This window comes from Streptomyces sp. NPDC104307 (assembly GCF_055584045.1).
Map to the genome: position 1 here is coordinate 145,711 of NZ_JBVJMU010000014.1, position 24,053 is coordinate 169,763.

At 74.2% G+C, this 24,053-nt stretch carries 15 protein-coding genes; 14 read left to right on the top strand and 1 reads right to left on the bottom strand.

What is annotated here, in order from left to right; genetic code table 11:
- Nucleotides 1-58 precede the first annotated feature (58 nt).
- Entirely contained in the window at nt 59-904 is an 846-nt protein-coding gene (locus ACZ601_RS29080; protein ID WP_469543445.1) for a hypothetical protein, read from the top strand.
- Between the two features lie 33 nt (nt 905-937).
- Here the strand turns inward: ACZ601_RS29080 and ACZ601_RS29085 are convergent, their stop codons facing one another.
- Nucleotides 938-1,120: a DUF6104 family protein gene (locus ACZ601_RS29085; protein ID WP_018535226.1), complete on the bottom strand. Its 183-nt coding sequence runs from the start codon at nt 1,118-1,120 to the stop codon at nt 938-940.
- 1,046 nt (nt 1,121-2,166) lie between these two features.
- On the opposite strand from ACZ601_RS29085, the gene ACZ601_RS29090 reads away from it, so the two are divergent.
- The 13 genes from ACZ601_RS29090 (at nt 2,167) to fxsT (ACZ601_RS29150) (ending at nt 23,999) form a co-directional block, all read left to right on the top strand.
- Nucleotides 2,167-2,778, top strand: coding sequence for a CU044_2847 family protein (locus tag ACZ601_RS29090; RefSeq protein ID WP_469543449.1), 612 nt, complete (start codon nt 2,167-2,169; stop codon nt 2,776-2,778).
- Between the two features lie 56 nt (nt 2,779-2,834).
- A complete protein-coding gene (locus ACZ601_RS29095) occupies nt 2,835-4,844 on the top strand; it encodes a VMAP-C domain-containing protein (RefSeq protein WP_469543451.1) in 2,010 nt (669 codons plus the stop codon).
- A 207-nt stretch (nt 4,845-5,051) separates the two neighbouring features.
- Nucleotides 5,052-6,074 carry an AAA family ATPase gene (locus tag ACZ601_RS29100; RefSeq protein WP_440578312.1) on the top strand — a complete coding sequence of 341 codons (1,023 nt, stop codon included), beginning with the start codon at nt 5,052-5,054 and terminating at the stop codon, nt 6,072-6,074.
- Between the two features lie 7 nt (nt 6,075-6,081).
- Nucleotides 6,082-9,555, top strand: a complete 3,474-nt coding sequence (locus ACZ601_RS29105; RefSeq protein ID WP_469543455.1) for an SAV_2336 N-terminal domain-related protein — start codon at nt 6,082-6,084, stop codon at nt 9,553-9,555.
- Nucleotides 9,556-9,746: 191 nt separating this feature from the next.
- Nucleotides 9,747-9,968: an FxSxx-COOH cyclophane-containing RiPP peptide gene (gene fxsA / locus ACZ601_RS29110; protein ID WP_469543458.1), complete on the top strand. Its 222-nt coding sequence runs from the start codon at nt 9,747-9,749 to the stop codon at nt 9,966-9,968.
- A gap of 325 nt (nt 9,969-10,293) precedes the next feature.
- On the top strand, nt 10,294-11,430 hold the full coding sequence (locus ACZ601_RS29115) for an FxsB family cyclophane-forming radical SAM/SPASM peptide maturase (RefSeq protein ID WP_469543460.1): 1,137 nt from the start codon (nt 10,294-10,296) through the stop codon (nt 11,428-11,430).
- Nucleotides 11,427-12,818: an aKG-HExxH-type peptide beta-hydroxylase gene (locus tag ACZ601_RS29120; RefSeq protein ID WP_469543462.1), complete on the top strand. Its 1,392-nt coding sequence runs from the start codon at nt 11,427-11,429 to the stop codon at nt 12,816-12,818. Before ACZ601_RS29115 ends, ACZ601_RS29120 begins: the two co-directional genes overlap by 4 nt.
- A gap of 80 nt (nt 12,819-12,898) precedes the next feature.
- Nucleotides 12,899-15,892 carry an FxSxx-COOH system tetratricopeptide repeat protein gene (gene fxsT / locus ACZ601_RS29125; RefSeq protein ID WP_469543465.1) on the top strand — a complete coding sequence of 998 codons (2,994 nt, stop codon included), beginning with the start codon at nt 12,899-12,901 and terminating at the stop codon, nt 15,890-15,892.
- Nucleotides 15,893-15,977: 85 nt separating this feature from the next.
- Entirely contained in the window at nt 15,978-16,391 is a 414-nt protein-coding gene (locus ACZ601_RS29130) for a CU044_2847 family protein (RefSeq protein ID WP_469543467.1), read from the top strand.
- Nucleotides 16,388-17,326 carry an AAA family ATPase gene (locus ACZ601_RS29135; protein WP_469543469.1) on the top strand — a complete coding sequence of 313 codons (939 nt, stop codon included), beginning with the start codon at nt 16,388-16,390 and terminating at the stop codon, nt 17,324-17,326. Before ACZ601_RS29130 ends, ACZ601_RS29135 begins: the two co-directional genes overlap by 4 nt.
- Before the next feature lie 5 nt (nt 17,327-17,331).
- Nucleotides 17,332-19,341, top strand: coding sequence for a hypothetical protein (locus ACZ601_RS29140; protein ID WP_469543472.1), 2,010 nt, complete (start codon nt 17,332-17,334; stop codon nt 19,339-19,341).
- Nucleotides 19,331-20,620 (top strand): CHAT domain-containing protein, encoded by a 1,290-nt coding sequence (locus tag ACZ601_RS29145; protein WP_469543475.1) that lies wholly within the window; start codon nt 19,331-19,333, stop codon nt 20,618-20,620. The genes ACZ601_RS29140 and ACZ601_RS29145 overlap by 11 nt, the downstream gene beginning before the upstream one ends.
- The gene (gene fxsT, locus ACZ601_RS29150; protein ID WP_469543478.1) at nt 20,610-23,999 is read left to right on the top strand and encodes an FxSxx-COOH system tetratricopeptide repeat protein; all 3,390 of its coding nucleotides are present in this window, start codon (nt 20,610-20,612) and stop codon (nt 23,997-23,999) included. Before ACZ601_RS29145 ends, fxsT (ACZ601_RS29150) begins: the two co-directional genes overlap by 11 nt.
- Nucleotides 24,000-24,053 lie beyond the last annotated feature (54 nt).

Sequence of the window (24,053 nt, forward strand, 5' to 3'; positions counted from 1 at the left end):
ATGGGCCAAATCGCATCAAAGCGTGATGAATCGATCCGATCTGTCTTACGGTGAGGGCATGGACGCGACATCACCCGTGGGCGCACTGCTGCTCTGCCGGGCCGGAGCAGAGGCCGTACGTCCCGTCGCCCACCTGCTGCGCGAACCGATGCTGCTCGCGCCCGCCGGAGAGGGGTGGAGCGTCCTCGTCCCCGGAGGAACGCCCTGGAGGGACCGGCCCGAGCGGGGCGCGGGGGTGGCGGCCGAGCCCGTTGACCGGGTGCTGGGCGGCTGGGCCACCGCACTCGCGGTCGGCTCCACCTGGCCGGTCCTCGCGCTCTGGTGGGACGGCGACCGGGCCGGATACACCCTGGCCGCGGGGTTCCGCCGGCCGGTCGGCTACGTCTGGCTCGCGGACGGCACGCCGGTGGGAGAGGACGAGGCGATGCGTACGTTCGCCGAGCGGCTCGGCCTCGATCCCGTACTGGACGTCCAGGTGCTCGAAGGTCTCACCCGCCCCGATCCGGAGGCGGACGCCCGCACCCGGCTGCGCGGGCTGCTCGCCGTCCTCACCCGCACCGGCCTGACGCTTCCGGCCGGGCTCGACCCCGGGGACTCCGCCGCCGCGCTGACCGCCGGAGCCGGCGGCGGGCCGGCGGTCGAACGGATCGCCTGGACCGGCTGGCGCGACGCGGTCATGGTCGAGCTGGACGCGGTCGAGAACAGCCGCGCCGGACCCTGGATGCGTGGCCCCAGGGCCCGCGCCCTGGCAGGCGCCCAGCTGGCCGCGGGGCTCCCGCTCGCCCTCTGGGGAGCCGGCCGGCGCAGCGGTGGCTGGGTCTTCGCCGGGGCCCTGCTGATGGTGCACGGCGCGCTCGGACTCGCGTACGACCGGGTCAGGGGCGACGGGGCGGAGGGGCCCTGAGCGCCCCTTGTCGGTCGTCCTCGTTTCCGGTGATCAGTCCTCGTCGTCCTCGTCGTCCAGCCGGGCCAGCCAGGTGGCGAGGCGCTCGACCGGCACCTCGAAGTCGGGGTTCAGATCGACGAACGTACGCAGCTGCTCGGCGAGCCACTCGAAGGTGACCTCCTCCTCGCCTCGCCGCTTCTCCAGCTCCTCGATACCGCGGTCGGTGAAGTACATGGCACAAGTTTAGTGAAGGGCGTGGGCTCCATACGCCCAGGTCGTACGGCCGGGGCTCCGCACGCCGGGGTCGTCCGGCCGAGGCCTCCGCACGCCCAGGCCGTCCGGCCGGCGCACGCCCAGGCCGTCCGGCCGGCGCACGGGCGGTCAGGCGCACGTTCACCTCGCACTGTGCGGCCTCGTCCAGGACGCCACCGTGCGCATCCGTCAGAACGGGACCGGGTATGCCGTCGATGAACGCGACGGGGCCTGGGGAGCGGCTTCTTCATCGCGCCGAGCTGGATCCTGACGTGCTCCCATGCGCCGATGCGCGGAAAGGGGGTGAGGCGGTGGTGCCGGTGCCGGTGCTCTGTCGATACGGCGGCCACCGCTCTGGGGTGACCGGGTGTGCTCGGGCGGCTGCCGCGGGGAGCTTTCTTGCCGGACGGCCCCGGCCTGGACCTGGGGCCTCGGCCGGCCGGCGACGTTCTGGTCCGCAGGGCTGGCTCGTCCTCTTCTACGACGATCCGGTTACGCGAGCAGCCACCCCACGACCTGTTATAGAGGTCACTGCGGTGACGCACGTTCGGCGGACCCGAGGAAGAACGATGACGAAAGGAGGCAGGCGACAACGGCTGCGGCCCCCTGCTGTGAACAGGAGGCCGCGTGCCTGCCCAGTAGCTCCACCGGCTGAAGGAGAGAACCATGGGGTGCACACCCGAGCCTACGGGTGATCCGGAACGCACGTCGACCCTGCCCGCACTCCGCCGTGACCTGCGGTCCCTGGCTCGTACCGCCAGTCATGGACTGGTCTACGGCCTGACGTCCGCGGTAGGCGGGGCCATCGTGACCGGTCTCGTCTGGTGGAACCAGCGATGATGTGCCGGGCCCGCCGCTTTCCCGGGCGGCGGGCCCGGCAGCTCCGGGCGAGCGGCCCCGCCGGCCGTCCCGGGCAGGTGCGTGTCGGCCGAGAACCGGCTCGCCCTCCCCGTGCGTCATGGTCCGTGTGCCTTACGCCGGACGTCTACGCCCGTTAATCTGCGGGTAGTTGGGGAACGGGGGGTGTCATGGGTGACAGTGGGGCCCGTATTACGCGCATTGAGATGCCGGACGGCACGCCGGTCTGGGCCCGGATCTCCGGAGCCGAGGAACTGGACGGTCCCGCGCCCGGCTCCGGGCCGACGTACACGGACACCGGGTTCGGTGACATCGCCGACCAGGTACAGGCCCGCGTCGAGAGTCTCCACTCCGTGGTGACCAGCGTCGCGCGCTCGCTCGCCGTGCCGCTGCGCGCCGTGCGGCCGGACGAGGTCAGCGTCGAGTTCGGGATCGAGCTCACCGCCAAGTCGGGCCGGATCGTCGGACTCCTCGCGGACGGCGAGGCCAAGGGAGCCATCAAGGTCACGCTCACCTGGAACGGCGGCGGACCCCCCGTCGACCCGCCCCCGCCGGCCCCCGTGCCCACACCCGTACCCGTACCCACGCCCGTGCCCACACCCACGCCCGTACCCGCGCAGGCCCCCGCGCCTCCGGCGTCCGTGCCGCCGGTTCCGTTCGCGCCTCCCGGGGCTCCGCCCGCCGCGCCGGCGCCCGCGCCCCCCGGCCCGCCCGCCGGTGCGTCCCCCGGCGCCCCGGCGTATCCGGACGGCGCGGGCGACACGGACGGCGGCGGGACATGAGCCCGGACGGCGACGGGGGCGCGGACGGGGGTCCGGGGCAGCCGGAGACTGCGCTCATGGGCCTCGTGCACGACGCCACCGTGCGCATCCATCGCCCCGGTGCCGGGTATGCCCAGGACGGACCCGGCGGGGAGTTCCTGGGGAGCGGCTTCTTCATCGCCCCGAGCTGGATCCTCACGTGTGCGCACGTGGCGATGCGGGGGGAGGGGGGCGTGGTGAACGTGTGGTTCAAGGAGGACCGCTACAGCACCGAACTGAGCGAGGTGCCCGGCAAGGTCGTCGTCGCGATGCCCGGCGCCCGGCCGCAGGGAGCCCCCGGCTGGCCGGCCCCCGACCTCGCGCTCATCAAGCTCCAGCGGCCGGTCGAGCACACCTGCGTGTACGTCACCGAGCGCTCGGAGGCCATGCTCCGCAGCCGGGAGATCCACTGCGTGGGCTGGGCGCCCTCGCAGGGCGGCGGGCTGCTGAAGCGCAGCGGCGTCTGCGTGGTGAAGGGGGCCTACGGCGCCTCGGACGACGCCGAGCAGGTCGTCCGGCTCGACGGGGACTGGCTGGAGCCCGGCATGTCCGGCGGACCCGTGGTCGATCTCGCCCGGGGGGAGGTGGTCGGCGTGATCAAGTCGCGGCTCGACAACCACCAGGGCGGAACAGCCGTGGGGATCGAGCGGCTGCGCACCCTGAAGGTGCCGTCCGCGCCCGTCGAGACCGAGGCCGACGACATCTACCAGTCCGTCTTCCACGCCCACGACCGCTACCACGCGGACCGGCACAACAGCCCGGCCAGCACCGAGCGGACCTGGGCCGACGTGCAGAGCGAGCTGGTGTACCCGCCCGGCGGTGTCCTCGGCCCCAAGCGGCGGGCGGACCTGCTGGGGCGGCTCGCCGAGTTCCCGCCCCCGGTCAGCACCCGCGGCCTGCTCGTCCTCCTGGACGCGCTGCCCGGCGTCCACTCCCGTGACCACCGCCCGGCCCCGCGCGGCTGGCGGGACGGCCTGGGGGCGCTGTACGACACCCGTGCCCGCGACCGGGACGCCCCGCTCGAACTGGTCCTGCGCTACTGCATGGGCGTCCTCGCCGCGGAGCGCCCCTTCGACGTGCCCTCCACCAGGACCGCCGCCAAGTCGCTGTGGGAGTGGGTGAAGCGGATCGCGGAGGAGGAGCTGTCCCGGGACTTCCGCCGGCAGCTCGCCATGGAGTGGGCGGCCGTCCGGCTGCGCCTGGAGGAGAACCGCCGCCGGGCCGTCACCCGGACGGGCGGGACCGGCCGCCCCGGCGAACGCCCCTGTGTACTGCTGGCGCTGGAACCCCAGGGCTGGGCCCGGGACCGCTACGACTGGCGGATCGGGGTCGCCCGCCACACCGGGGAGATGCTGCCCGTCGACGAGGACAGCCAGGGCGCCGCGCTCGACCCGCTGCCGGACCGGCTCGCGGCCGCGCTGACCGAGGCCTTCCGGCAGTGCGACGAGCCCGGCAGCCCCGCCCTGCTCCAAGTCGCCGTCACGCCAGCGCTGTTCGGCCTCGACGTCGACCGCTGGACGCTCCCCTCGGACGGGCTGCCGCTCGGCGTCGTACGTCCGGTGGTGCTGCGCAGCACCGTCCACGGGCCGGCCGAAGAGCGCCTGGCGCGCTGGAAGCTCGCCCAGGACAGCGGGACACGGGCCGAAGTCGTCGACTGCGAGAACGAAATGCGGGTACGAGTACCGGAGGTCGCGCAGCTGTGCACCCTGGCCCACGAGAGCGTGCCGGTGCTCTGCCGGTACGGCAGCCGGCCGGACCCCGAGATCACGGCCGGGGTGGTGCGGGTGCTGGAGACCGGCTTCGGCGTGGCCCTGCTGCAACGGCGGCCGACGGAGACCGACACGGTCTGCCGGGAATTCCACCGACGCGTGACCGAGGCCGTCTCCGACGCCCGGTCCCGTGACGTGCTGCCGCTGAAGATGCTGGAGCTGAGAAGGGGAGTGAGTGCGGAACGCCCCGAGACGTACTGGTCCGATGGAATCGCCCTGTTCTATGACGATCCGCACCATCCGCTGCCCGGTTCGGACGAGTTCCTGGAGGCGCCGTGAGACGAGCTCTTGGAGGCGTCGTGAGGCGAGGTCTTGAAGGCGCCGTGACCGGACGCGCCGGACTTCACAGGGAAAGGACCCCTGAGGACCGTGCCGGTCCTCTTACGAGGGGTGCGCCCGATCGCTACGGTAAAACACGTTCGACGGCTGCCGTCTCCTGCGGACCAGCCGCCGTACCCGGCGGACGAGTGACACAAGGACCACGCTATGAGTGAACCCACTGAGTGGCTCATCTACCGAGGGATCGGCGAACCGCACGACGGTTTACCGCAGTTGCCGCCCCCGCCGCCCTGGCGGGACTTCTCCGGCGGCCGCGGTGCCCCAGCGGACGGGGACGACTCCGCTGACCGCCGGCTCGGCATCCCCGGGCGCATCGCGGAGGAGCACCGGCCGGGCGCCGAGGAGCTCGAAATGATCAACGCCGCGCTGTATCTGCGGCGGCCGCTGCTCGTCACCGGGGACCCGGGGGCCGGCAAGAGCACGCTGGCCCACTCCGTCGCCCGGGAACTCGAACTCGGCAAGGTGCTGCGCTGGCCCATCGTCAGCCGCTCCACGCTGCTGGACGGCCTCTACCACTACGACGCGATCGCCCGGCTGCAGGACGTGCAGATCGCCTCCCACACCGCCGCGAACGACGGCTCCGGAGCCGACTCCGCCCAGAACGTGGGCAGTTATATCCGGCTCGGCCCGCTCGGCACCGCCCTGCTGCCCTCGGACCGGCCCCGGGTGCTGCTCATCGACGAGCTCGACAAGAGCGATATCGACCTGCCGAACGACCTGCTCAACGTGCTGGAGGAGGGCGAGTTCGCCATTCCCGAGCTGGAGCGGATCGTGGACCGGCTGCCCGACGGCGAGGCGGACGTGCTGGACCACGACGGCAACAAGGTGCGGATCAAGGGCGGCCGGGTGCAGTGCCGGGCGTTCCCGTTCGTCGTCCTCACCAGCAACGGCGAGCGGGACTTCCCGGCCCCCCTGATGCGCCGCTGCATCCATCTGGAGCTCGACCGCCCCGACCACAAGCGGCTGGCCTCCTTCGTCAAGGCCCATCTGGGCGAGGAGGCGGCCCGCTCCAGCGAGGACCTCATCACCCGCTTCCTGGAGCGCTCACGCAGCGAACTCCTCGCCACGGACCAGCTTTTGAACGCCATCTACCTCACCCACGCCGCTGCGCCGGCCGGCCGCGACCGGCTGGCCGAACTGCTCATCCAGCGGCTCGACCGGCCGAGGTGAGGCACTGATGCCCGGGGCGGACGACGCCGTCACGCCGCCCGGTGCGGCCGGGGCCTCGGAGCCGTACGACGGAGAGCTCCTGCAGGCGCTGGTGGCCCGGCTGCGCGGGGCCGGGCTCGACCCCGATGTCGAGCAGCTCTGCGACGCCCTCTGGCTGGCGAGCCGGACCGGTGCGCCCGGCGGCCCGGCGGAGGAGGGGGACGGGCCCGGGGCGACGCCCCCGGACGTCCCGGCTGCCGGTGAGCAGTCCGGCCCGGGGGGGCGGGAGCGGCCGGGCGCGAACGGCCGTCGCGTCGCGGACACCGGCCGGCCCGATGACGGCCCCGAACCGGGGGACGGGCCGGCCGCCGACGGACGCATCGCCCTGTACCCCGACCCCGGCACCCCGCGCTCCAAAGAAGACCGGGACGGAGACGGCAGCGACGAGGGCGGCGCGCCGGACCGCCGCAGGACCCCGGCCGGTCCCCGTGGTACCGAACTCGCGCTCGGCGTACCGGCCGCCCCGGTCCTGCCGGCGCCCCTGGAACTCACCCGCGCGCTCCGCCCGTTGCAGCGCTACCGCCCGGTCTCCGCCCCGCTGCGCCGCACCCTGGACGAGACGGCCACCGCCGATCTCAGCGCCCGCGCGGGCGGCATGGTCATGCCGGTGTTCCGTGGCGTCGGCCGGGGCGACGCCATCCTCCAGTGCGTCATGGACGCCTCGTCGTCCATGCTGGTGTGGGACCGGATGTTCGGCGAACTCCAGCAGATTTTCGGCCAGTTGGGCGCCTTCCGGGATGTGCAGGTGCGCTATCTGCACCAGGGCCCGGACGGTGGCTGCACGGTCAGCCGGAGCTCCGACCCCGCCGCGGCCCCGCTGCACTCCGCAGACCGGCTCAGCGATCCGACCGGGCGCCGGGTCACCGTGATGATCAGTGACTGCGCCGGGCCGCTCTGGCACAGCGGACGGGCCCACCGGCTGCTGCACCAGCTGGCCCGGCAGGCCCCCGTCGCCGTGCTCCAGCCGCTGCCGCAGCGCATGTGGAGCCGCACCCGGCTGCCGGTCACCTTCGGTTCGCTGTCCCGGGGTGACGGCCTCGCCGGAGCCACCCTGCTGAAGGTCACGGAGGACGCCGGAACGGGCCCCGCCGTGCACCCCGGCGCCCTCGCCGTCCCGGTCCTCCCGCCGGCGCCGGACGCGCTGGCGGCCTGGGCCAGGCTGCTCTCCGGCACCGGTGCGGCACGGATCTCGGGAGCGGTCGGCTGGGTGCGGGCCGACCAGCCCCCGGCGGCCGTCCAGCGCTCCGGCGCCACCCTGTCCTCGCTCCAGCTGGTCAGCCGCTTCCGGTCAACGGCCTCACCGGCCGCCGGACAGCTGGCCGTCTACCTCGCCGCGGCGCCCCTCTACCTGCCGGTGATGCAGCTCGTGCAGCGCACCATGCTGCCCCAGTCCGGCCCCTCCGAACTGGCCGAGGTGCTGCTGAGCGGACTGCTCTCGCGCACCGGCGGCGCGGGCGGCGGGCGCGGCCAGTGGTACGCGTTCGAGCCCGGCGTCCAGGAGGCGCTGCTCGGTCCACTGGGCCGGGACGAGGCACTGCTCGTCCTCAAGCACTGTTCGCAGTACATCGAGACGCGGTTCGGCAAGGGCGGGCCCAACTTCCCGGCCCTGGCCTTCGCGCAGCTCGGTGACGCGGGGGCGGACGACTCCGCGTACGCCGCCGGGCACGCCGGTACGGGCACCGGATACCGGGAGCCCGACGAGGGCGAGGAGAAGGACGAGAGCGACGACAGCGAGGAGATCGAGGCGGACGGGGCGGCCGGGAGGCGCGGAGGCCCCCGCGTACCCCATGCCTTTGCCGAGGTCGCAGCCCGCGTACTGGAGCGATTCATGCCTGTACCCCCCAGATTCGTGATCCCGCCGAAGCCCCCCGTCCCCGGGCCGCCGCCCCCCGGCACCACCTCAGTCGTGGAGCGGGCCGGTGAACTGGTGCGGCAGTTCGACGCCGACAAGATGGTGCAGCGCCTGATCGACGCGGTCCAACTCCTGCGCGGCGCCACCGAGAACGGCCCGCGCCAGTCCGTCGACCCCGGACTCTGGGCGGAGTACGCGCGCTGCGTCCTGCGGCTCTGGGAGGTGCAGGGCGGCGGCGAACTGCTCCGCGAGGCCGAGCGCGCCGCGGAGCGGGCCGCCGCCGTTCCCGGTGCGGTACGCGAACGGGCGGTGCTGGCCAAGGTCCTGCACGCGGCGGCCGACGACCGGCGGCGCCACGGCGACCGGCGCGGCGCCCTGGAGCTGCTGCGGCGCGCCGACCGCGAGTACACCGCCGCCTGCGCCGCCCCCGGCCTCGCACCGGCAGAGGCGCTGCGGCTCACCCTGGAGCGGGTGCGGGCCCTGGAGGCGCAGTGGCGGCTCGACGGGGACAGCGCCCTGCTGCAGAGCGCCTGCGGGATGCTGGAGGCCTTCGCGGACGCCTGGCCCGACCAGGAGAACCGGCCGGCCGCACTCCCGCTCCAGCACGGCCGGACGCTGCTGAAGCTGGCCGGCGCCACCGAGGACACCGAACAGTCCAGGGAGTTCGCCCGGCAGGCCGCCCGTTCACTGCGCACGGCCTTCGCCCAGGGCGGCCGGCACACCATGGGCACCGAGGTCCGCATCGTGCTGGACCTGGTGGACGCGCTGCTGGCCTCCGGCGAGGAGCCGGACGAGGCCGCGACCCTGACCGGGCAGGCCCTGGAGACCGTACGGGAACAGCGCCAGCGCGCCCAGCTGCAGACCAGGGCCGGACGGGTCCGGGTGGCCCGCTACGAGCACACCGGCGACCCGGACGAGCTGGTGGCGGCCGCCGACTGGTTCGCACGGGCGGCCCGGGGCATCCCCCGGGACTCCCGCGCCCACACCGACCTGCTCGCCGAATGGGGCGGCACGCTGCTGCGCCGCGCCGAACTCCCGGACGGCGCGGCGCACATCGGGGCCGCGGTGCGGGTGCTGCGCGACTGCCGGACCGAGACGCCGGCCGGCGGCCCGCACCAGTCGGAGCGGCTGCTGATGCTCGGCCGGGCCCTGATGCTGCGGCACCGGGCGACCGCCGACCGGGTCGACCTGCGGGAGGCCGAGTACCTCTTCGGGCTGGCGGCTCAGGAGGCCGCGGACCCGCTGACCGCCGCGCGCTGCTGGCTGGAGCTGGGCCGGGCGCTCCTGGAGGCCGCCGACGCGCTGGCCCGGCCGACCCGGCGCGACGAGGCGGCGGAGGCCTTCCGCTCGGCCGCCGCAGCCGCCGCGACGGCGGAAACGGAGCTGGAGAGTCCGCAACAGCTGCGGGAAGCCGTCGAGTTGGGTGCTACAGCCAACCACTGGCGGGGTATGACCTATGAGAGAGCGGGACGTCCCCGGGCCGCGCGAGAGGCCTACCGGGCGGCCCGCCTTGAGTGGCGCAAGCTGCCGGACGGCGGCGGAGCCGCGGGCGACCGGACCGCGGAGCGGCTGGCGGAGCTGGAGCGCTGAGTGCTCAATGGCGAGCACCCGGCACGGCCGTGCGGCCGGACCGGGCCGGCGCGGGGCACGACCGGCGCGCGACCGGCGCAGGGCGGTGGCACGGGCAGCGGTACGAAGCGGGTCAGGGACGCGGGACCGGCGGTGCGCGCTCAATGGCGAGCGCGGCACGGGCGGCCCGGTGCTGAGTACGGGGAGGCGTGATGAACGAGTCCACACGTAGTGAAGGGGCCGGGGCGGCGGTGCCCGCCGACACGGGCGACGGTACGTCCGGAGCCGCGGGCGCGCTGCCGGATCTGCTGGGTCTCGATCTGGAGACCCTGCGGACCCTGCACCACCCGGTGCTGGCCGAGGTGGTCGCGGATCTGCGCTCCCGGGCGGAACAGCCCAGGGAAATGCTCTGGGGGTTCAACAACGCCTTCTGAGCGGGGCGGCCCCGCAGCGCCCCGGCCCGGACCCGCACGGTTTCGGCCCGGGACGCGGCCGATCAGGACATCATCGTCCGGAACGAGTCTGCCCGCGCCGGGCGACGGGGATACTCACCCCGCGCCGGTACCGGTAACAGTCCCGGCAGACGTACAGCACGGGGGTGCCGGAGTGGTCCGACGGGCGACGCCGCAGAGGGAGCAGCGGTACGCGGACGGGAGCGGTGGGCCGTTCCCGGGTGCCGCGCGTCCGACCGGGCCCGCACCGCGTCCGGAACCGGCCGGCGCGCGCCCGCCCGGACCCGTACCGTTCGGGCAGTTCATCGTGAAGGTGCACGGCCGCTGCAACCTCGCCTGCCGGTACTGCTACCTGTACGAGGGCCCGGACCGCACCTGGCGGGACCGGCCCGCCGCCGCCGCGCCCGCCGTCCTGGAGCGCACCGCGGACCGGATCGCGGAGCACGCCGCCGCCCACCGGCTGCTCCGCGTCGCCCTGGTCCTGCACGGCGGCGAACCCCTGCTCGCGGGCCCGGACCGGCTGGCCGCCCTGGCGGACCGGGTACGGGAGCGGGTGCCCGCCGGCTGCACCGTCCACGCGACCGTGCAGACCAACGCCACCCTGCTCACCGACGCGGGCGTCACCGTGCTCGCCCGGCACGGCATCAGCGTCGGCATCAGCCTGGACGGCGGACTGGCCGCCCACAACACCCAGCGCACCGACCACGCGGGCCGCCCCTCCTGGCCCGCCGCCGCACGCGGTGCCCGGCTCCTCGCGGACCGCCACCCCGACGCGTACGCGGGCATCCTCACCGTCGTGGACCCCCGCACGGACCCCGTCGAGATGTACGAGTCACTGCTCGCCCTGCGCCCACCGGCCCTGGACCTGCTCCTGCCGCACGGCAACTGGACCAGCCCGCCGCCCGGACTGCCGGACCCGGCGGGCATCCCCCTGGGCCCGGGTTCCGGCCGCGCCACCCCGTACGGCGACTGGCTGTGCGCTGTCTTCGACCGCTGGTGGCCCGCCGCCCGGCGGGAGACCCGGATCCGGCTCTTCGAGGAGTGCGTCGCCCTGCTCCTCGGCCTGCCCGCCGCCACCGAGTCCCTGGGCCTGGACCCCGTCAACGCGGTCGTCGTCGAGACCGACGGCTCGATCGAACAGGTCGACTCCCTCAAGTCCGCCTACGACACGGCCGCCGCCACCGGACTCGACGTCTTCCGGCACACCTTCGACGACGCCCTGCGCCACCCCGGCGTCGCCGCCCGCCAGGCCGGCGCGGGCGCGCTCGCCGCCGCCTGCCGGGCCTGCCCGCTGCTGACCGTCTGCGGCGGCGGCCACTACGCACATCGCTACCGCGCAGAGAACGGCTTCATCAACCCGTCCGTCTACTGCGCCGACCTCGAACGGCTGGTCCGCCACGTTGCGGACCGGCTCGCCGACGCAACCGCAGGAGACCCCCCATGAGCCCCGCCATCCCCGAGCGCGTACTGCGCGAACTCGGCCGCACCGAGGGCGACACCGACTCCCTCGGCCTGCTCGTCCGCGACCAGGACACCCGCCGCCTCGTCCTCCTGCGGGCCCTGCTGGACGCCGCGGCCGCCGCCCCCACGACCGTGTGCCCGCCGCCTCTGCTCGACCGGCTGCGCGAGGACTGGGCGCTGCTCGAAGCCGCCGAACGCGCCGACCGGGCCGCCGCGCGCACCGTGCTGTTCCACCCCATGACCGGCCCCTGGGCGCAACGGCTCCTGGGCGGCCTCACCGGCAGCACCGCCGCGGGCCCGGACCTCCACACCGACCTGGCCCACCTCGGCGCCCTCGCCACGGCGGCCGCGATCCGGGCCGCGCTGCCCCGCACCGCCCGGCTCACCGCCCGCGAAGGACTGCTCCCGCTGCCCACGCTGGGCGCGGTACGGGCCGACGACGGACCGGTCGAACTCACTTACATGGACGGCGACATGACGGTCCGCCCGTCCCACGCCCCGCCCCTCTCGGTGCGAACCCTGCCGGACGGCACCATGAGCTCGGCCGACCCCCGCTGGCTGCCGGTGCTCACCCTCCCGGCCGTACTGCCGGGCGCAGGCCCCGTATCCCTGGACGACCTCGACCCGTACCGCACCCGGGGCACCGGGCTCGAACGCCACGGACTCAGCGCCGCCACCCACATCGACGACCACGAACGCAAGGCCTGGACCGAATCCTGGTCCGGGGTCGAACCACTGCTGCGGGTGGGCGGCGAACACCGGCTCACCGAAGCGGCCGTACTGCTGCGCTGCCTCGTCCCGCTCGGACCGCCGCCCGGCTCCGGGCCGGACGGCCGGGGCGCGGCCCACTGCAGCGGCACCCGGCGCGAGGCGTTCGGGGCGGTCCTCAGCAGCAAGCCGGCGACCCCCGCCTACTTCGCCTCGACCCTCGTGCACGAACTCCAGCACACCAAGCTCGCCGCGCTCGGCGCACTCGTCCGGCTGCACCACGAGGACGCCACCCCCCGCCACTTCGCCCCCTGGCGCTCCGACCCGCGGCCCTTCGACGGGCTGCTCCAGGGCGCCTACTCGCACCTGGCGCTGGCCGACTACTGGCAGCGGTTCGCGCTCGGCGCGCGCCGGGTCACCCACCGCGATCTGGCCTGGGCGGAGCACGCGCGCTGCCGCCAACAGGTCGGCGCCGTACTGCCGGTACTGGCCGGCTCGGGCGCGCTCACCGCGGAGGGCCGGGTGCTCGTCAACGAGATGATCACGGTCTACCACCGTCTGGAGGATTCGCCGCCACCCACGGGTCACCTGGCTCGCGCGGAGGCCTATGTCAGCACCGCCAAGGTGATATGGCAGCAGAGGAACGGATCACCCGGGAGCTGAGCGGCCAGGTGATTCCAGCCGGAGCGAAAGGCTCCGGTGTATGTTGACACAGCTCGCAACGAGGTCAGGGAGACGGTTGAATGCCCGGAACGCGTAAGCAAGTTGGAGCAACCGGGGCGCAGACCGTCACCCTCAGTTTCGCCGGTTTCAACCGGGCCTGGGCGGCGTGGATCGCGGACCGGCTGGAGCGGCGCGGGGTGACGGTCGTCCAGCAGCGCTGGGACCCGCCGGTCGAGGTGCCGCTGGAGGACGCCCTGCGGGACCTGATGCTCTCCCGCGGCCGGATCCTGGTCCTGCTCAGCGACTGGTACTTCCAGGTCGGGCCCCGCGGCCACGAGGAGTGGAACCGCGCCCTGCGCGAGGTCGTCGCCCCCGACCCGGACCGCTTCGCCGCGGCGTCCGTCACCACCTCGGCCCTGCCCGGCGCCACCTCCGTCTTCGGCGCCGCGGACCTGACGAACGTCGGCGCGGACGAGGCCGAGCGCCGGCTTCTGGTACGGCTGGGACTGCCCACGGACCCGCTGCCCGAGGCCGCGGAGGCGCGGCCGGGCCCGCGCTACCCGGCCGACACCCCCGAGGTGTGGGGCGGGGTGCCGCGCCGCAACACCCGCTTCACCGGCCGCGAGGAACTGCTCAGCAAGGCCTACACCGCACTCCAGGACGCCGGCGCCGGAGCGGGCGTCGTCACCCTGCACGGCATGTCGGGCGTGGGCAAGACACAGCTGGCCGCCGAGTACGTCTACCGGTTCGGCTCCGAGTACGACGTGGTGTGGTGGGTGCCCGCCGACCGGCGCGCCCTCTACCGCCAGAAGCTCGCCGAACTCGCCCCGGAACTGGGCCTGTCCACCGGCGCCGAGTACGGGGAGCGGCTGCGCGCCGTACGCGACTCGCTGCGCCGCGGTGACCCGCACTCCCACTGGCTGCTGGTGCTGGACGGCGCGGACGAGCCGGAACAGATCTGGGACCTGGTGCCGACCGGCCCCGGCCATGTCCTGATCACCTCCCGCAACCCCGAGTGGGGCGAGCACAACAGCAATCTGGTCGAGGTGCCGGTCTACGAGCGCGATGAGTCGGTCGCCTTCATCCTCCGCCGGGCCCCGCGCCTCACCCGTACCGAGGCCGACCAGCTGGCCGAGGCGCTGGAGGACCTCCCGCTGCTGCTCGACCAGACCGCGGGCTGGCTGAACGACTCCGACATGTCGGTCGAGGAGTACATCGAGCTCCTCGGCGGCGGCATCGACCAGGACGTCGTCAAGGTCTCCGCCGACTTCCCGCTGGCCTTCCAGACCGCCTGGTCGATACTGCTGAACAAACTCCGGGACACCGTCCCCGAGTCCGTCGACCTGCTGCGCCTGTGCAGCTTCTTCGCCCCCGGCTCCATTCCGGTACGGCTGCTGAAGGAGATGCCACCGGGCGAACTGCCCGAGCAGCTCTCCGGACTGATGAACGACCCGCTGCTGTGGAACAAGGCGATCAGTCAGCTGCGCCAGTACTCCGTGGTCCGCCTGGAGTCCCACGAGTCAGTCATCGACGAGTCGTCCTCCGGCGAGTCCATCTACCTGCACCGCATGGTCCACCAGATCGTCCGCAAGGACATGCCCGAGCGCGACCGCGAGGAATTCATCGACGTGGTCCGCCGCGCCCTCGCCTCCGCCGACCCGGGCCGCCCCACCGACACCCGGCTGTGGCCCGGATACGCCGAGATCACCCCGCACCTCAAGTGGGCCGACGTGCTGCGCAGCACCGACCCCGCCGTGCACTCCCTGGTGCTCAACTGCCTGCGCTACATGTACCTCTCCGGCGAGTACCGGGCCGGCATCAAGCTGGGCTCCCGCGCCATGAAGGCCTGGAGTGAGCTGCTGGGCGAGAACCATCCCCGGGTCTGGGACCTCAGCTACAACTACGCCAACCTGCTGCGCGCGGTCGGTGACTACGCGGGGACCGAGGCGATCGAGCGGGCCGCCGTCGACCACCTGCGCGCCGAGCGGGGCGCCGAGGACCTGGAGCACCTGCGCGCGGCCGGCGGCCTCGCGGCCGACCTGCGCGGCCTCGGGCGGTACGAAGAGGCGCACGAGATGTCCGGCTGGATCCTGGCCTCGTACCGCGAACTGCTGGGCGACCAGGACTCGCGCACGCTCAGCGCACAGAACAACCTCGGTACGTCCCTGCGCCTGCTCGGACGGTACGAGGAGGCGCTGGAACTCAACCGGCGCACCATGGAATCGCGCCGCCAACTGCTGCGCCCGCGCCACGGCTGGACCCTCTACTCCGAGATCAACTACGCCATCGACCTTCGTCTGCTCGGGCGATACACAGAGGCGGAATCGATTCAGGGCCAGAGCGTTCGCGTGAACCGGATCGTCATGGGGCCGGACAACCCGCAGACCCTGACCGCCGAGCACAACCTCGCGCTCTGTCAGTACCGCTCGGGCGAGCGCGGCAATGCTGCCGCGCTCTTCACCCGGGTGCTGGAGCGGGGTGAGCGGGTGCTGGGTGAGGACGATCCGCTCACCATGATGTTCGCGGCCAGCCAGAGCTTCTTCGCCCGCGAGCACGCCGACATCGACCAGGCCCGCGCCATAAGCGAGAAGGTCATGGAGGGGTACGCGGACATGCTGGGCGACCAGCACCCCTATGCGGCGGGCATCCGCGCCAACCACGCCCTGATCCTGCGCAACGTCGGGGAGCGGGACCAGGCGTACCACCTCCTGGAGGAGGCCCTCGCGGACATGGGCCGGGCGGTGGGCGAGAACCACCCCTGGACGTTGGGCTGCGCGGTCAACGCCGCGGCGCTGCGCAATCTCGTGGGCGACCCCGAGTCCGCCGCCGTGCTGACGGACTCGGTCATCGCGCGGGCCACCGAGGTCCTCGGCAGGACCCACCCGCTGACCCTCACCGCCCGCATCGCGCACGCGGCCGATCTGCGCGCACTTCGCGAGCGGCAGCGGGCGGAGAAGGTCGAGGTGGAGGCGCTCGGTGATCTGGCGGCCACCCTGGGGGCGCAGCACGTCCACACCATCTCGGCGCGCTCCCGCAACCGGCCGTTCTGGGACTTCGAGCCGCAGCTGATCTGATCAGCCGGTCCGAACCCCAACGGCGGGTGAGCGAGCGTCAGTAACCTTGCGGGACAAGCTGGTTAGTGATCCATGGGGGGCGCGTATGGCTGTCGTTGTGGGTTCTGTGGCACCGGGGGAGGACGGTCCGATACCGGTCGTGGTGGACGCCGAGGCGTACATCTCGACCGGGGCGCCCGCCACTGACGTGGACTCCCTGTACGACAGCGAGGAGACCCGGGCCGCGTCCGACGCGGCCCGGCGCGCCCTGGGGGCCGCCGGCGATCTGTACGGGGACGGCCTGGACCTCGCCCGCCGGTGCGCCTCCCAGGCCATGCGCAGACTCGGTGACCTGGGGCAGGGGCTGCGGCCCGACGAGATCGAACTCCAGGTCGGTATCACCTTCGAGGCCGGGATGGCCGCCGTGGTGAAGGCCGGTGGGCAGGCACAGATCCAGCTCACCTTCCGCTGGCAGCCGGGACGCGAGGAGCGCGCCACGGCCACGGTGACGCCTTCATGAGCGAGCCGGACCGCGCGGTCCCGATCCTCCCGTACAGCCGCGTCGTCGGGCAGGACGAACTGAAGCTCGCGCTGGAGCTGAACTTCATCGCCCCGGGCATCGGCGGCGTCCTGATCGCGGGACAGCGCGGCACGGCCAAGTCCACCGTCGTACGCGCCTTCGCGCTGATGACCGGCGGCCGGCTGCCCGTCACCCTGCCGATCAACGCGACCGACGACCGGGTGCTCGGCGGCTGGGAGCTGGACGCGCTGATGCGCGGCGAGGCGAGAAGACAGGCCGGTCTGCTCGAAGAGGCCCATGTCAAAGGGCTGTTGTACGTCGACGAGGTCAACCTCCTGGACGACCACATCGTCAACATCATCCTGGACGTGGTCTCCACGGGAGTGCTGTCCGTCCAGCGCGAGGGCATCGACACCGAGACCCATGTCTCCTTCGGGCTCGTCGGCACCATGAACCCGGAGGAGGGCAGCCTGCGCGCCCAACTGCTGGACCGCTTCGGGCTGATGGTCACCGCCGCCGAGCTCGACATCGAGCAGCGGCACCGGATGATCACCACCGTGCTCACCTTCGAGGAGGAGCTGGCAGTCGACGGCTCGGCCTGGCTGCGGGCCGCGCACGCGGAGAACGGGCAGCTGCGGAGACGGCTGCTGGCCGCCCGCGACCGGCTCACCGGCGTCCGGCTGGAGGAGGACATCAGCCGGCTCTGCGCCGAGGCGGCCGCCCGGTCAGGGGCCGTCGGGCAACGCGGTGACCTCCTGGTGGCCAAGGCGGCCCGCGCGCTGGCGGCCAGGGAGGACGAGCGGCGGGTGGAGCCCCGGCACGTGCGCCGGGTGCTGCCGCTCGCGCTGCGCCACCGCAGGCCCGAATCCGCGCACGGAGCGGAGTTCGACTGGGGGCCGGACGAGTACGGCGCCCTCGACGGCCTGTTCGGCTGAGCCGCGTGTCCGCCCGGCCGCCGCACGCCCAGGAACCGCGGGAGCGGGACGACGCCGCCCACCGGCTGCTGACCGCGCTCGTCTGTTCCGCGCTGGAGCCGGCCCTGACCGGAGTGCTGCTCTTCGACCTGCCGCCCGAGCATGTTCCCGCCGTGGCCGGGGTGTTCGCCGAGGTGCTCGGCGCGGCCGCCGGCCGCTCGCCGGGGGCCGTGCCCCGCACGACGCTCGACGCGGCGACCGCCGAAGAGGACCTGTGGCTGCGGCCCCTGGTGCGACGGGGCGCGGAGGGCATCGGTTTCACCCTCGGGCCCGGACCGCTGGCCGAGACGGCGGACAGCCCGCCGCTCGTCCTCGTGCCCGACCTGGCCCGGCTGAGCGTCCCGGGGATGCGGGCCGCCGTCCAGTTGCTCGGCGCGGATACCGCGACCCTCGAACACTCCGGCATCCGGCGCCGGTGGACGCCCCGCGCCCGGTGGCTGGCGTTCTGCCGGGCCGAGGACGCCGCGCACATCTCGCCGCACCTCCTGGACCGCTTCCCCGTCCGGCTCGGCGTCCCCGGCCTGGGCCCCCTGCCGGGCCACGAGCCGCTCGGCCCGCTCCCCGCCGCCTGGGCCGCCGCGCTGAGCCCGCGCACCCCGCGCCGCCCCACCACGCTCAGCGACGGGTTCGCCGCGTCGGTGCTGGAGCACCTGGACGACCGGGAGGGCCTCGGCCACCGCAGAGCGCTCGCCCTGGGCCGCATCGCCCGCGCCCTGGCCCGGCTGGACGACGCCGAGGAGCGCGAGCGGCCCGAACCCTCCGCCGAGGGCGCCCCGGCCACCCTGGCCCCGGCCACCGACGCCCCGGCCACCGACACCCCCGACGCCCCGGCCACCGACACCCCCGACGCCCCGGCCCCCGACACCCCCGTCCACGTCACCCCCGCCCACGTCGGCCGGGCCGCCCGGCTGATCCGGCTGCGGACGGCCCACCGGCCGCCGGTGGCACCGCCGGAGTCCGTCCCCGCGGAGGAGCCGCCGCCCACTCCCCGGACCGGCCCGTACCGGCCGGCTCCGGACCACCGCACCGGACCCGAACCGGCCCCCGAAACAGGCCCGTTCGTCCGGGAGCCGGAGACCGCCGTCCCGCTCGGCCCGGCGCCCGCCGGGGGCGAGGTGCCCGGCGACTTCTCCCCGTACCCGGAGGACGGTGCGGGGCCGGGCCCTGACGGGGCGACGCTGCGGATTCCCGCCCGGCGGGCAGCGGGCGGCCGCGCTTCGCGCGGTGCCGTCGTCGGGGTGCGGCGCGCCCGTGACCTGTGGGACCTCGCCCCGGTCCGCACCGCGATGGAGGCCGCGAAGTACCGGGCGCTACGCGGCAGCCGGGGCCCGCTCGTGATCGTCCCGCAGGATCTGCGCGGCTATGTCCGGGCGCCGGAGCCCGTCCGGCTCCTCACCCTCGTACTCGACCACACCTGCCGGGGGGACTGGGACTGGAACCCGGCGCTCGAACCGTTCCTCCAGTGGGCCTACGTCACCCGGGCCGCCGTCCACGTCGTGGAGGTCGGCGCCCGTAGGGCGGCGAACGAACTGCGGGCCGGTTCCTTCTCCGCCCGGTCCACCAGGGACCCGAGGATCGCCGCCGCACTCGCACGGCAGGGCGGCCGCGCCACCCCGCTCGCCCACGGACTCGACCAGGCCGGCAGCGCCCTGCGCCGGGCCTTCCGGCACCATCGCACCGGACTCGTCGAGGCCATGCTCGTGGTCGTGACCGACGGCCGGGGCAATGTGCCGCTGACCGCGAGCCGTACCGGACGCCGGGGGAGCGGACCGGCCGGGCGCACCGGCACCACCGACGCGGTGCGGGCAGCGGAACGGATCGGCGCCCTGGGCCGAGGGCGGCTGCACAGCGTGGTGATCGACCCCGGACGGCGGCCGTACACCGCACTGCCCGCCGAACTCGCGGACGCGCTCGGCGCCCACGTGATCGCGGCGCGGGCCGAAGAGGAAGAGGAGGGGGCCGGCCGTGCGCGATGACCCCCGCAACGTGATCCGGCGGCTCGGCCGGCTGGCCGGACAGGCGCTGCCCGTCCCGCGGACTGCCGTGCCGGCCGGCGCACGGACCGGCACACCGCAGGGGCTCGGCGCGGTCGCCGTCGACGCCGGACAGTCACCCGGCACGGGATACGCCCGGCTCCGGGTGCGGCGCCAGCACTCCTCGCCGGGGCTGCCGGAGGCGTACGGCTTCGAGGCCTGGTGCCACGGGGTTCCGCCGCTCCCGTACACCTCGGGCGACGGCCAGCGGCGCCCGGCCGCGATCAGTCTCGGCAACGCCAGGCCCGGCGGCGAGCCGCCGTCCGAACTGCTCCGCTCCATCCGCCGCTGGTCGCAGAACCAGACCCCGCTGACCGGCTGGATCAACCGGTGCCGACAGGTGCACGGCGACAGCCTGCAGCTCGTGATACTCGACCAGACCGGCTTCGACCTGCCCTGGGAGGCGCTCACCCTGCCCCCGGCGCCCGAGGCGGGGCTGCCGGGCGGAATGCTCGGGACGCTCGTCGATCTGGCGCGCTGGTTCGACGCGGTCCGTGGCGGCGACGACTTCCCGACCGGTGTCGCGGCCCCGGCCGGCGCGGTGCTCGGCTACTTCCACCCGGACATGCGCTCCGACCGGGAGGTCTTCCACGGCTACGAGCACCGGCCGCACTCCGGCATCGTGTCCTTCCTGCGGAGCCTGGACGAACACACCGCGGACCCCACCGGCCTGGTCTACATGGGCTGCCACGGAACCTTCGACCAGGAGCTCAGCAAACTCACCCTGGCCGATGTGACCTGGGCGGAGTACCACGACCACGGCATGCGCCTGCTCGGCCGGGACGGTTCGCTGGTCTGCCTCAACGCCTGCCACTCCGGCCGCTTCCTGGACCACGACGGGGACGGCAGACAGTACCTGCGGGGCTTCACGGAGGTCTTCCTCGGCAACGGGGCCGGCGGCTGCATCGTCACCGCGGGCAAGGTCGGTGACGCGGAGGCCCGCGAGCTGATCCGCCGGCTCGTCGAGACGGTGACCGAGGACCCGGACCGGCCGGTGGCACGGGCCCTGCGGGCCTTCCGGTCCGGGGCGCACGAGAGGTTTCTCGCGGAGGGCGGGGTGCCGCTGATGGTCAGGGACGACGGCACGTTCGACGAGCGGGGGCAGCGCAACGCCCTGCGGCTGCTCTACAGCCTGATGTTCCAGTACTACGGGCACCCGCTCAGCACCCTGCACCTCACCGGCCGGCCCCCGCGCACGGGAGGGGGCCCGGGTGAAAGGTGACGAGCGGCCGCTTCTGATCGAGCCCGTAGTGGGCTGGCTGAGCGAGGTCGGACCCGGTGTGGTCCAGTGCGTCGGCGTCGACCTGCGCGGCCCGCTGAACGCCCGCAACGAGGAGGACAGCGAGGCGTGGCCGTACGAGGAGGAGGAGCTCGCCTTCAGCGTCTCCCTGGACGGCGCCCCGCACTTCGTCTGCGAGGTGCTCGACGACCCGGGACTCGTACTGCACCGCTTCGGCGGTACGTACGGCCCGGCCAGATTCCTCGTCACCGCGGGCGCCGCGACCGGCCCCGGCGTACTGCGGCTGACCATCTCCAACCAGTGGGGCGCCCCGGTCCGCCGGGCCGAACTTCCCTGCCTCATAAGGGAGTCAGCGGAACCGGACGGGGTGCAGGCCGGGCTGTACGCGGTGCGTCCGCCCGACTCGGAGGACGTCGACGAGACCGTGGGCGCCGTACCACCCGACCGGGACGGCTGCCCGGCGACGACCGCCCGGCGCCCCCGGCCGGAACCGTTCGCCCCGCCCGCTCCGTCTACGCCCGCCCCCTCCGCAGCCGGCACCACCATCACCCTCAGCTACGCCGACTCCGACCGGGCCTGGGCGGCATGGACCGCCGACCGGCTGGAGCGGCGCGGGGTGACGGTCCACCGGCAGCACCGGGACCCCCTGGCGGGCGAATCCCCGGCGGACACCCTGCGGGCGCTGGCCCGTACCGGCGGCCGGGTCCTGCTCCTGCTCAGCCCCCGGTACGTCCGGCTCACCGACCACGGCCGCGAGGAGTGGGACCTGGCCCTGCGCGAGGTCGTCGGCCCGGAACGCGAGCGGTTCGCGGCGATCTGGTTCACCCACACCGCCCCGCTGCGCGGCGCGATCTCCCTGCTGGACCCGCTGGAGCTGTACGGAGTCGGCGCGGACGACGCCGAGCGCCGGCTGCTCGAACGCCTCGGGCTGCCCACCGGCCCGCTGCCCGAGGACGTCGCCGCCAGGCCCGGCCCCCACCACCCGGCGCACACACCCGCGGTGTGGGGCGGGGTGCCGCGCCGCAACACCCGCTTCACCGGCCGCGAGGAGCTGCTCGCCGGGATCGGCGAGGCCTTTCACTCGGGAGCGGCCGGGGCCACCGTCACCCTGTGCGGGATGCCGGGGGTGGGTAAGACGCAGCTGGCCGCCGAGTACGTCCACCGGTTCGGCTTCGAGTACGACGTGGTGTGGTGGGTGCCCGCCGACCGGCGTGCCGCGACCCGCCAGAGGCTCGCCGAACTCGCCCCCGAACTCGGCCTGTCCACCGGCCCGGAGTACGGGGAGCGGCTGCGCGCCGTGCACGAGTCGCTGCGGCGCGGCGAACCGTACGAGCGGTGGCTGGTCGTGCTGGACGGCGCCGACGAACCGGACCAGATCCGGGATCTGGTACCGGCCGGCACCGGACACGTACTCATCACCTCCCGCAACACCGCGCAGGTGGGCCGGGACGCGCCGGTCGAGGTGCCCGTCTACCGGCGCGAGGAGTCGGTCGCCTTCATCCGGCGCCGCGCCTCCCGGCTGAACCGCGCAGAGGCGGACCGGCTGGCCGAGGCGCTGGAGGACCTGCCGCTGCTGCTCGACCAGACCGCCGGCTGGCTCACCCACCTGACGCTTCCGGTCGAGGAGTACCTCGAACTCCTTGAGCACCCCCGGGAGAATGACGTCGTCAAGGTCTCGGCCGACTACCCGCTCGCCTTCCACACCGGCTGGTCGGTCCAGCTGACGGAGCTCAGCGAGAGCGCCCCCGAGTCCTACGAACTGCTGCGGCTCTGCGCCTTCTTCGCGCCCGGCTCCATCCCGGTACGGCTGCTGGACGGCGCCGCCCTGCCGGGCCCGCTGACGGACGACGCCCGGCGTGCGCGTGCGGTGCGCCATCTGGTGGACCGCTCCGCCGTACGACTGGAGGCCGACCCGGATCCGCTCGCCGCGGCGGACGGCGAGGCGATCCAGATCCACCGCATGGTCCACCAGTTCGTCCGGGGCGGCATCGCTGGGAGCGACCGCCAGGTCTACCGGGAAGCGGCCCGGCGGGCCCTCGCCGCAGCCGACCCCGGCGACCCCGCCGACATCCGCAACTGGCCGGCCTACGCCGCGCTCACCCCCCACCTCAAATGGGCCGAGGTGCTGGAGAGCGAGGAGCCACCGGTACAGCGGCTGGTGCTCAACTGCCTTCGCTTCATGTACCTTTCGGGCGAGTACGGCAGCGGCGTCCGGTTCGCCGCCCCCGCGATGGAATCCTGGCAGGCACTGCTCGGCCCGGCCCATCCCCGGATCCGGGACCTGCGCCACCACTACGCCAACCTGCTGCGCGCCCTGGGCGACTACACCCGCAGCGAGGCGGTGGAGCGCACCACCGCCGAGTTCCTGGCGGCCGAGCGCGGTGAACTGGACCCGGACCATCTGCGCGCCGCCGGCGGGCTCGCCGCAGACCTGCGGGGCCTGGGCCGCTACCGGGAGGCGCTGGACCTGTCCGTCTCGATCCGGGACCGCTACCGGCGGCTGCTGGGCCACGACGACCCCCGGACCCTCAACGCGGAGAACAACGTCGCCGTGTCGCTGCGGCTGCTCGGCCGGTACCGACAGGCTCTGGAGGCGGACGAGTTCACCCTGGAGCGGCGGCGTGCCGTACTGCCGGAGCGGGCACCCGCCACCCTGTACTCGGAGATCAACCTCGCCATGGACCTGCGGCTGCTCGGCCGGCACCGGGAGGCGGAGACTGCCCTGCGGCAGACGGCCGGACGCCATCTGCGCTGGATGGGCGGCAACAACCCGCAGACACTGCGCGCCCAGTACCACCTGGCGCTCTGCCAGTACGCCCTGGAGGGCGCCGCCTCCGCCCTTCCGGCGCTCGCCGCGACCAGGGACAGCTCGCTGCGCCTGCTGGGCGAGCACGACCCGCTCACGCTGCTGATCAGCACGGCGGCGGCCGGCGCGGATCGGGAGGCGGGTGACCCCGGCCGGGCGCTGCGGCTGCACGAACAGGTGGTGGACGGCTACCGGCGGATGCTGGGCGACCGGCACCCGTACACGATCGGCGTCGAGGGCAACCTCGGGCTGATGCGCTGGGCCCTGGACGATCAGGACGCCGCCCGCTACGAGACCGAACGGGCCCGGACCCTGATGGCGGAGGCGGTCGGGGCCGGGCACCCCTGGGCGATCGGGTGCGCGCTGAACGCGACGGTCCTCCGGATGCGGACGGGCCGGACCGAGGAGGCCCACGCGCTGGGCGGGTCGATCGGCCGACGGGCCACCGAGGCGCTGGGCCCCGGCCATCCGCTCAGCCTCGCCTGCCGGGAGGCGGACGATCCGGTGCGGGCCGGGTCCCTGGCCTTCTGGCCGTTCGAGCCGCTCATCATCTGAGGACCCGTGGCAACGCCGGGGGCCCGGCCCGCGCGTGATGCGCGGGGCCGGGCC

What these genes read in the sequence shown, in the direction of transcription:
- ACZ601_RS29080 (WP_469543445.1), top strand. Translation starts at nt 59, where the DNA reads ATGGACGCGACATCACCCGTGGGCGCACTGCTGCTCTGCCGGGCCGGA.
- ACZ601_RS29085 (WP_018535226.1), bottom strand. Translation starts at nt 1,120, where the DNA reads ATGTACTTCACCGACCGCGGTATCGAGGAGCTGGAGAAGCGGCGAGGC.
- ACZ601_RS29090 (WP_469543449.1), top strand. Translation starts at nt 2,167, where the DNA reads ATGGGTGACAGTGGGGCCCGTATTACGCGCATTGAGATGCCGGACGGC.
- ACZ601_RS29095 (WP_469543451.1), top strand. Translation starts at nt 2,835, where the DNA reads ATGGGCCTCGTGCACGACGCCACCGTGCGCATCCATCGCCCCGGTGCC.
- ACZ601_RS29100 (WP_440578312.1), top strand. Translation starts at nt 5,052, where the DNA reads ATGAGTGAACCCACTGAGTGGCTCATCTACCGAGGGATCGGCGAACCG.
- ACZ601_RS29105 (WP_469543455.1), top strand. Translation starts at nt 6,082, where the DNA reads ATGCCCGGGGCGGACGACGCCGTCACGCCGCCCGGTGCGGCCGGGGCC.
- fxsA (WP_469543458.1), top strand. Translation starts at nt 9,747, where the DNA reads ATGAACGAGTCCACACGTAGTGAAGGGGCCGGGGCGGCGGTGCCCGCC.
- ACZ601_RS29120 (WP_469543462.1), top strand. Translation starts at nt 11,427, where the DNA reads ATGAGCCCCGCCATCCCCGAGCGCGTACTGCGCGAACTCGGCCGCACC.
- fxsT (WP_469543465.1), top strand. Translation starts at nt 12,899, where the DNA reads ATGCCCGGAACGCGTAAGCAAGTTGGAGCAACCGGGGCGCAGACCGTC.
- ACZ601_RS29130 (WP_469543467.1), top strand. Translation starts at nt 15,978, where the DNA reads ATGGCTGTCGTTGTGGGTTCTGTGGCACCGGGGGAGGACGGTCCGATA.
- ACZ601_RS29135 (WP_469543469.1), top strand. Translation starts at nt 16,388, where the DNA reads ATGAGCGAGCCGGACCGCGCGGTCCCGATCCTCCCGTACAGCCGCGTC.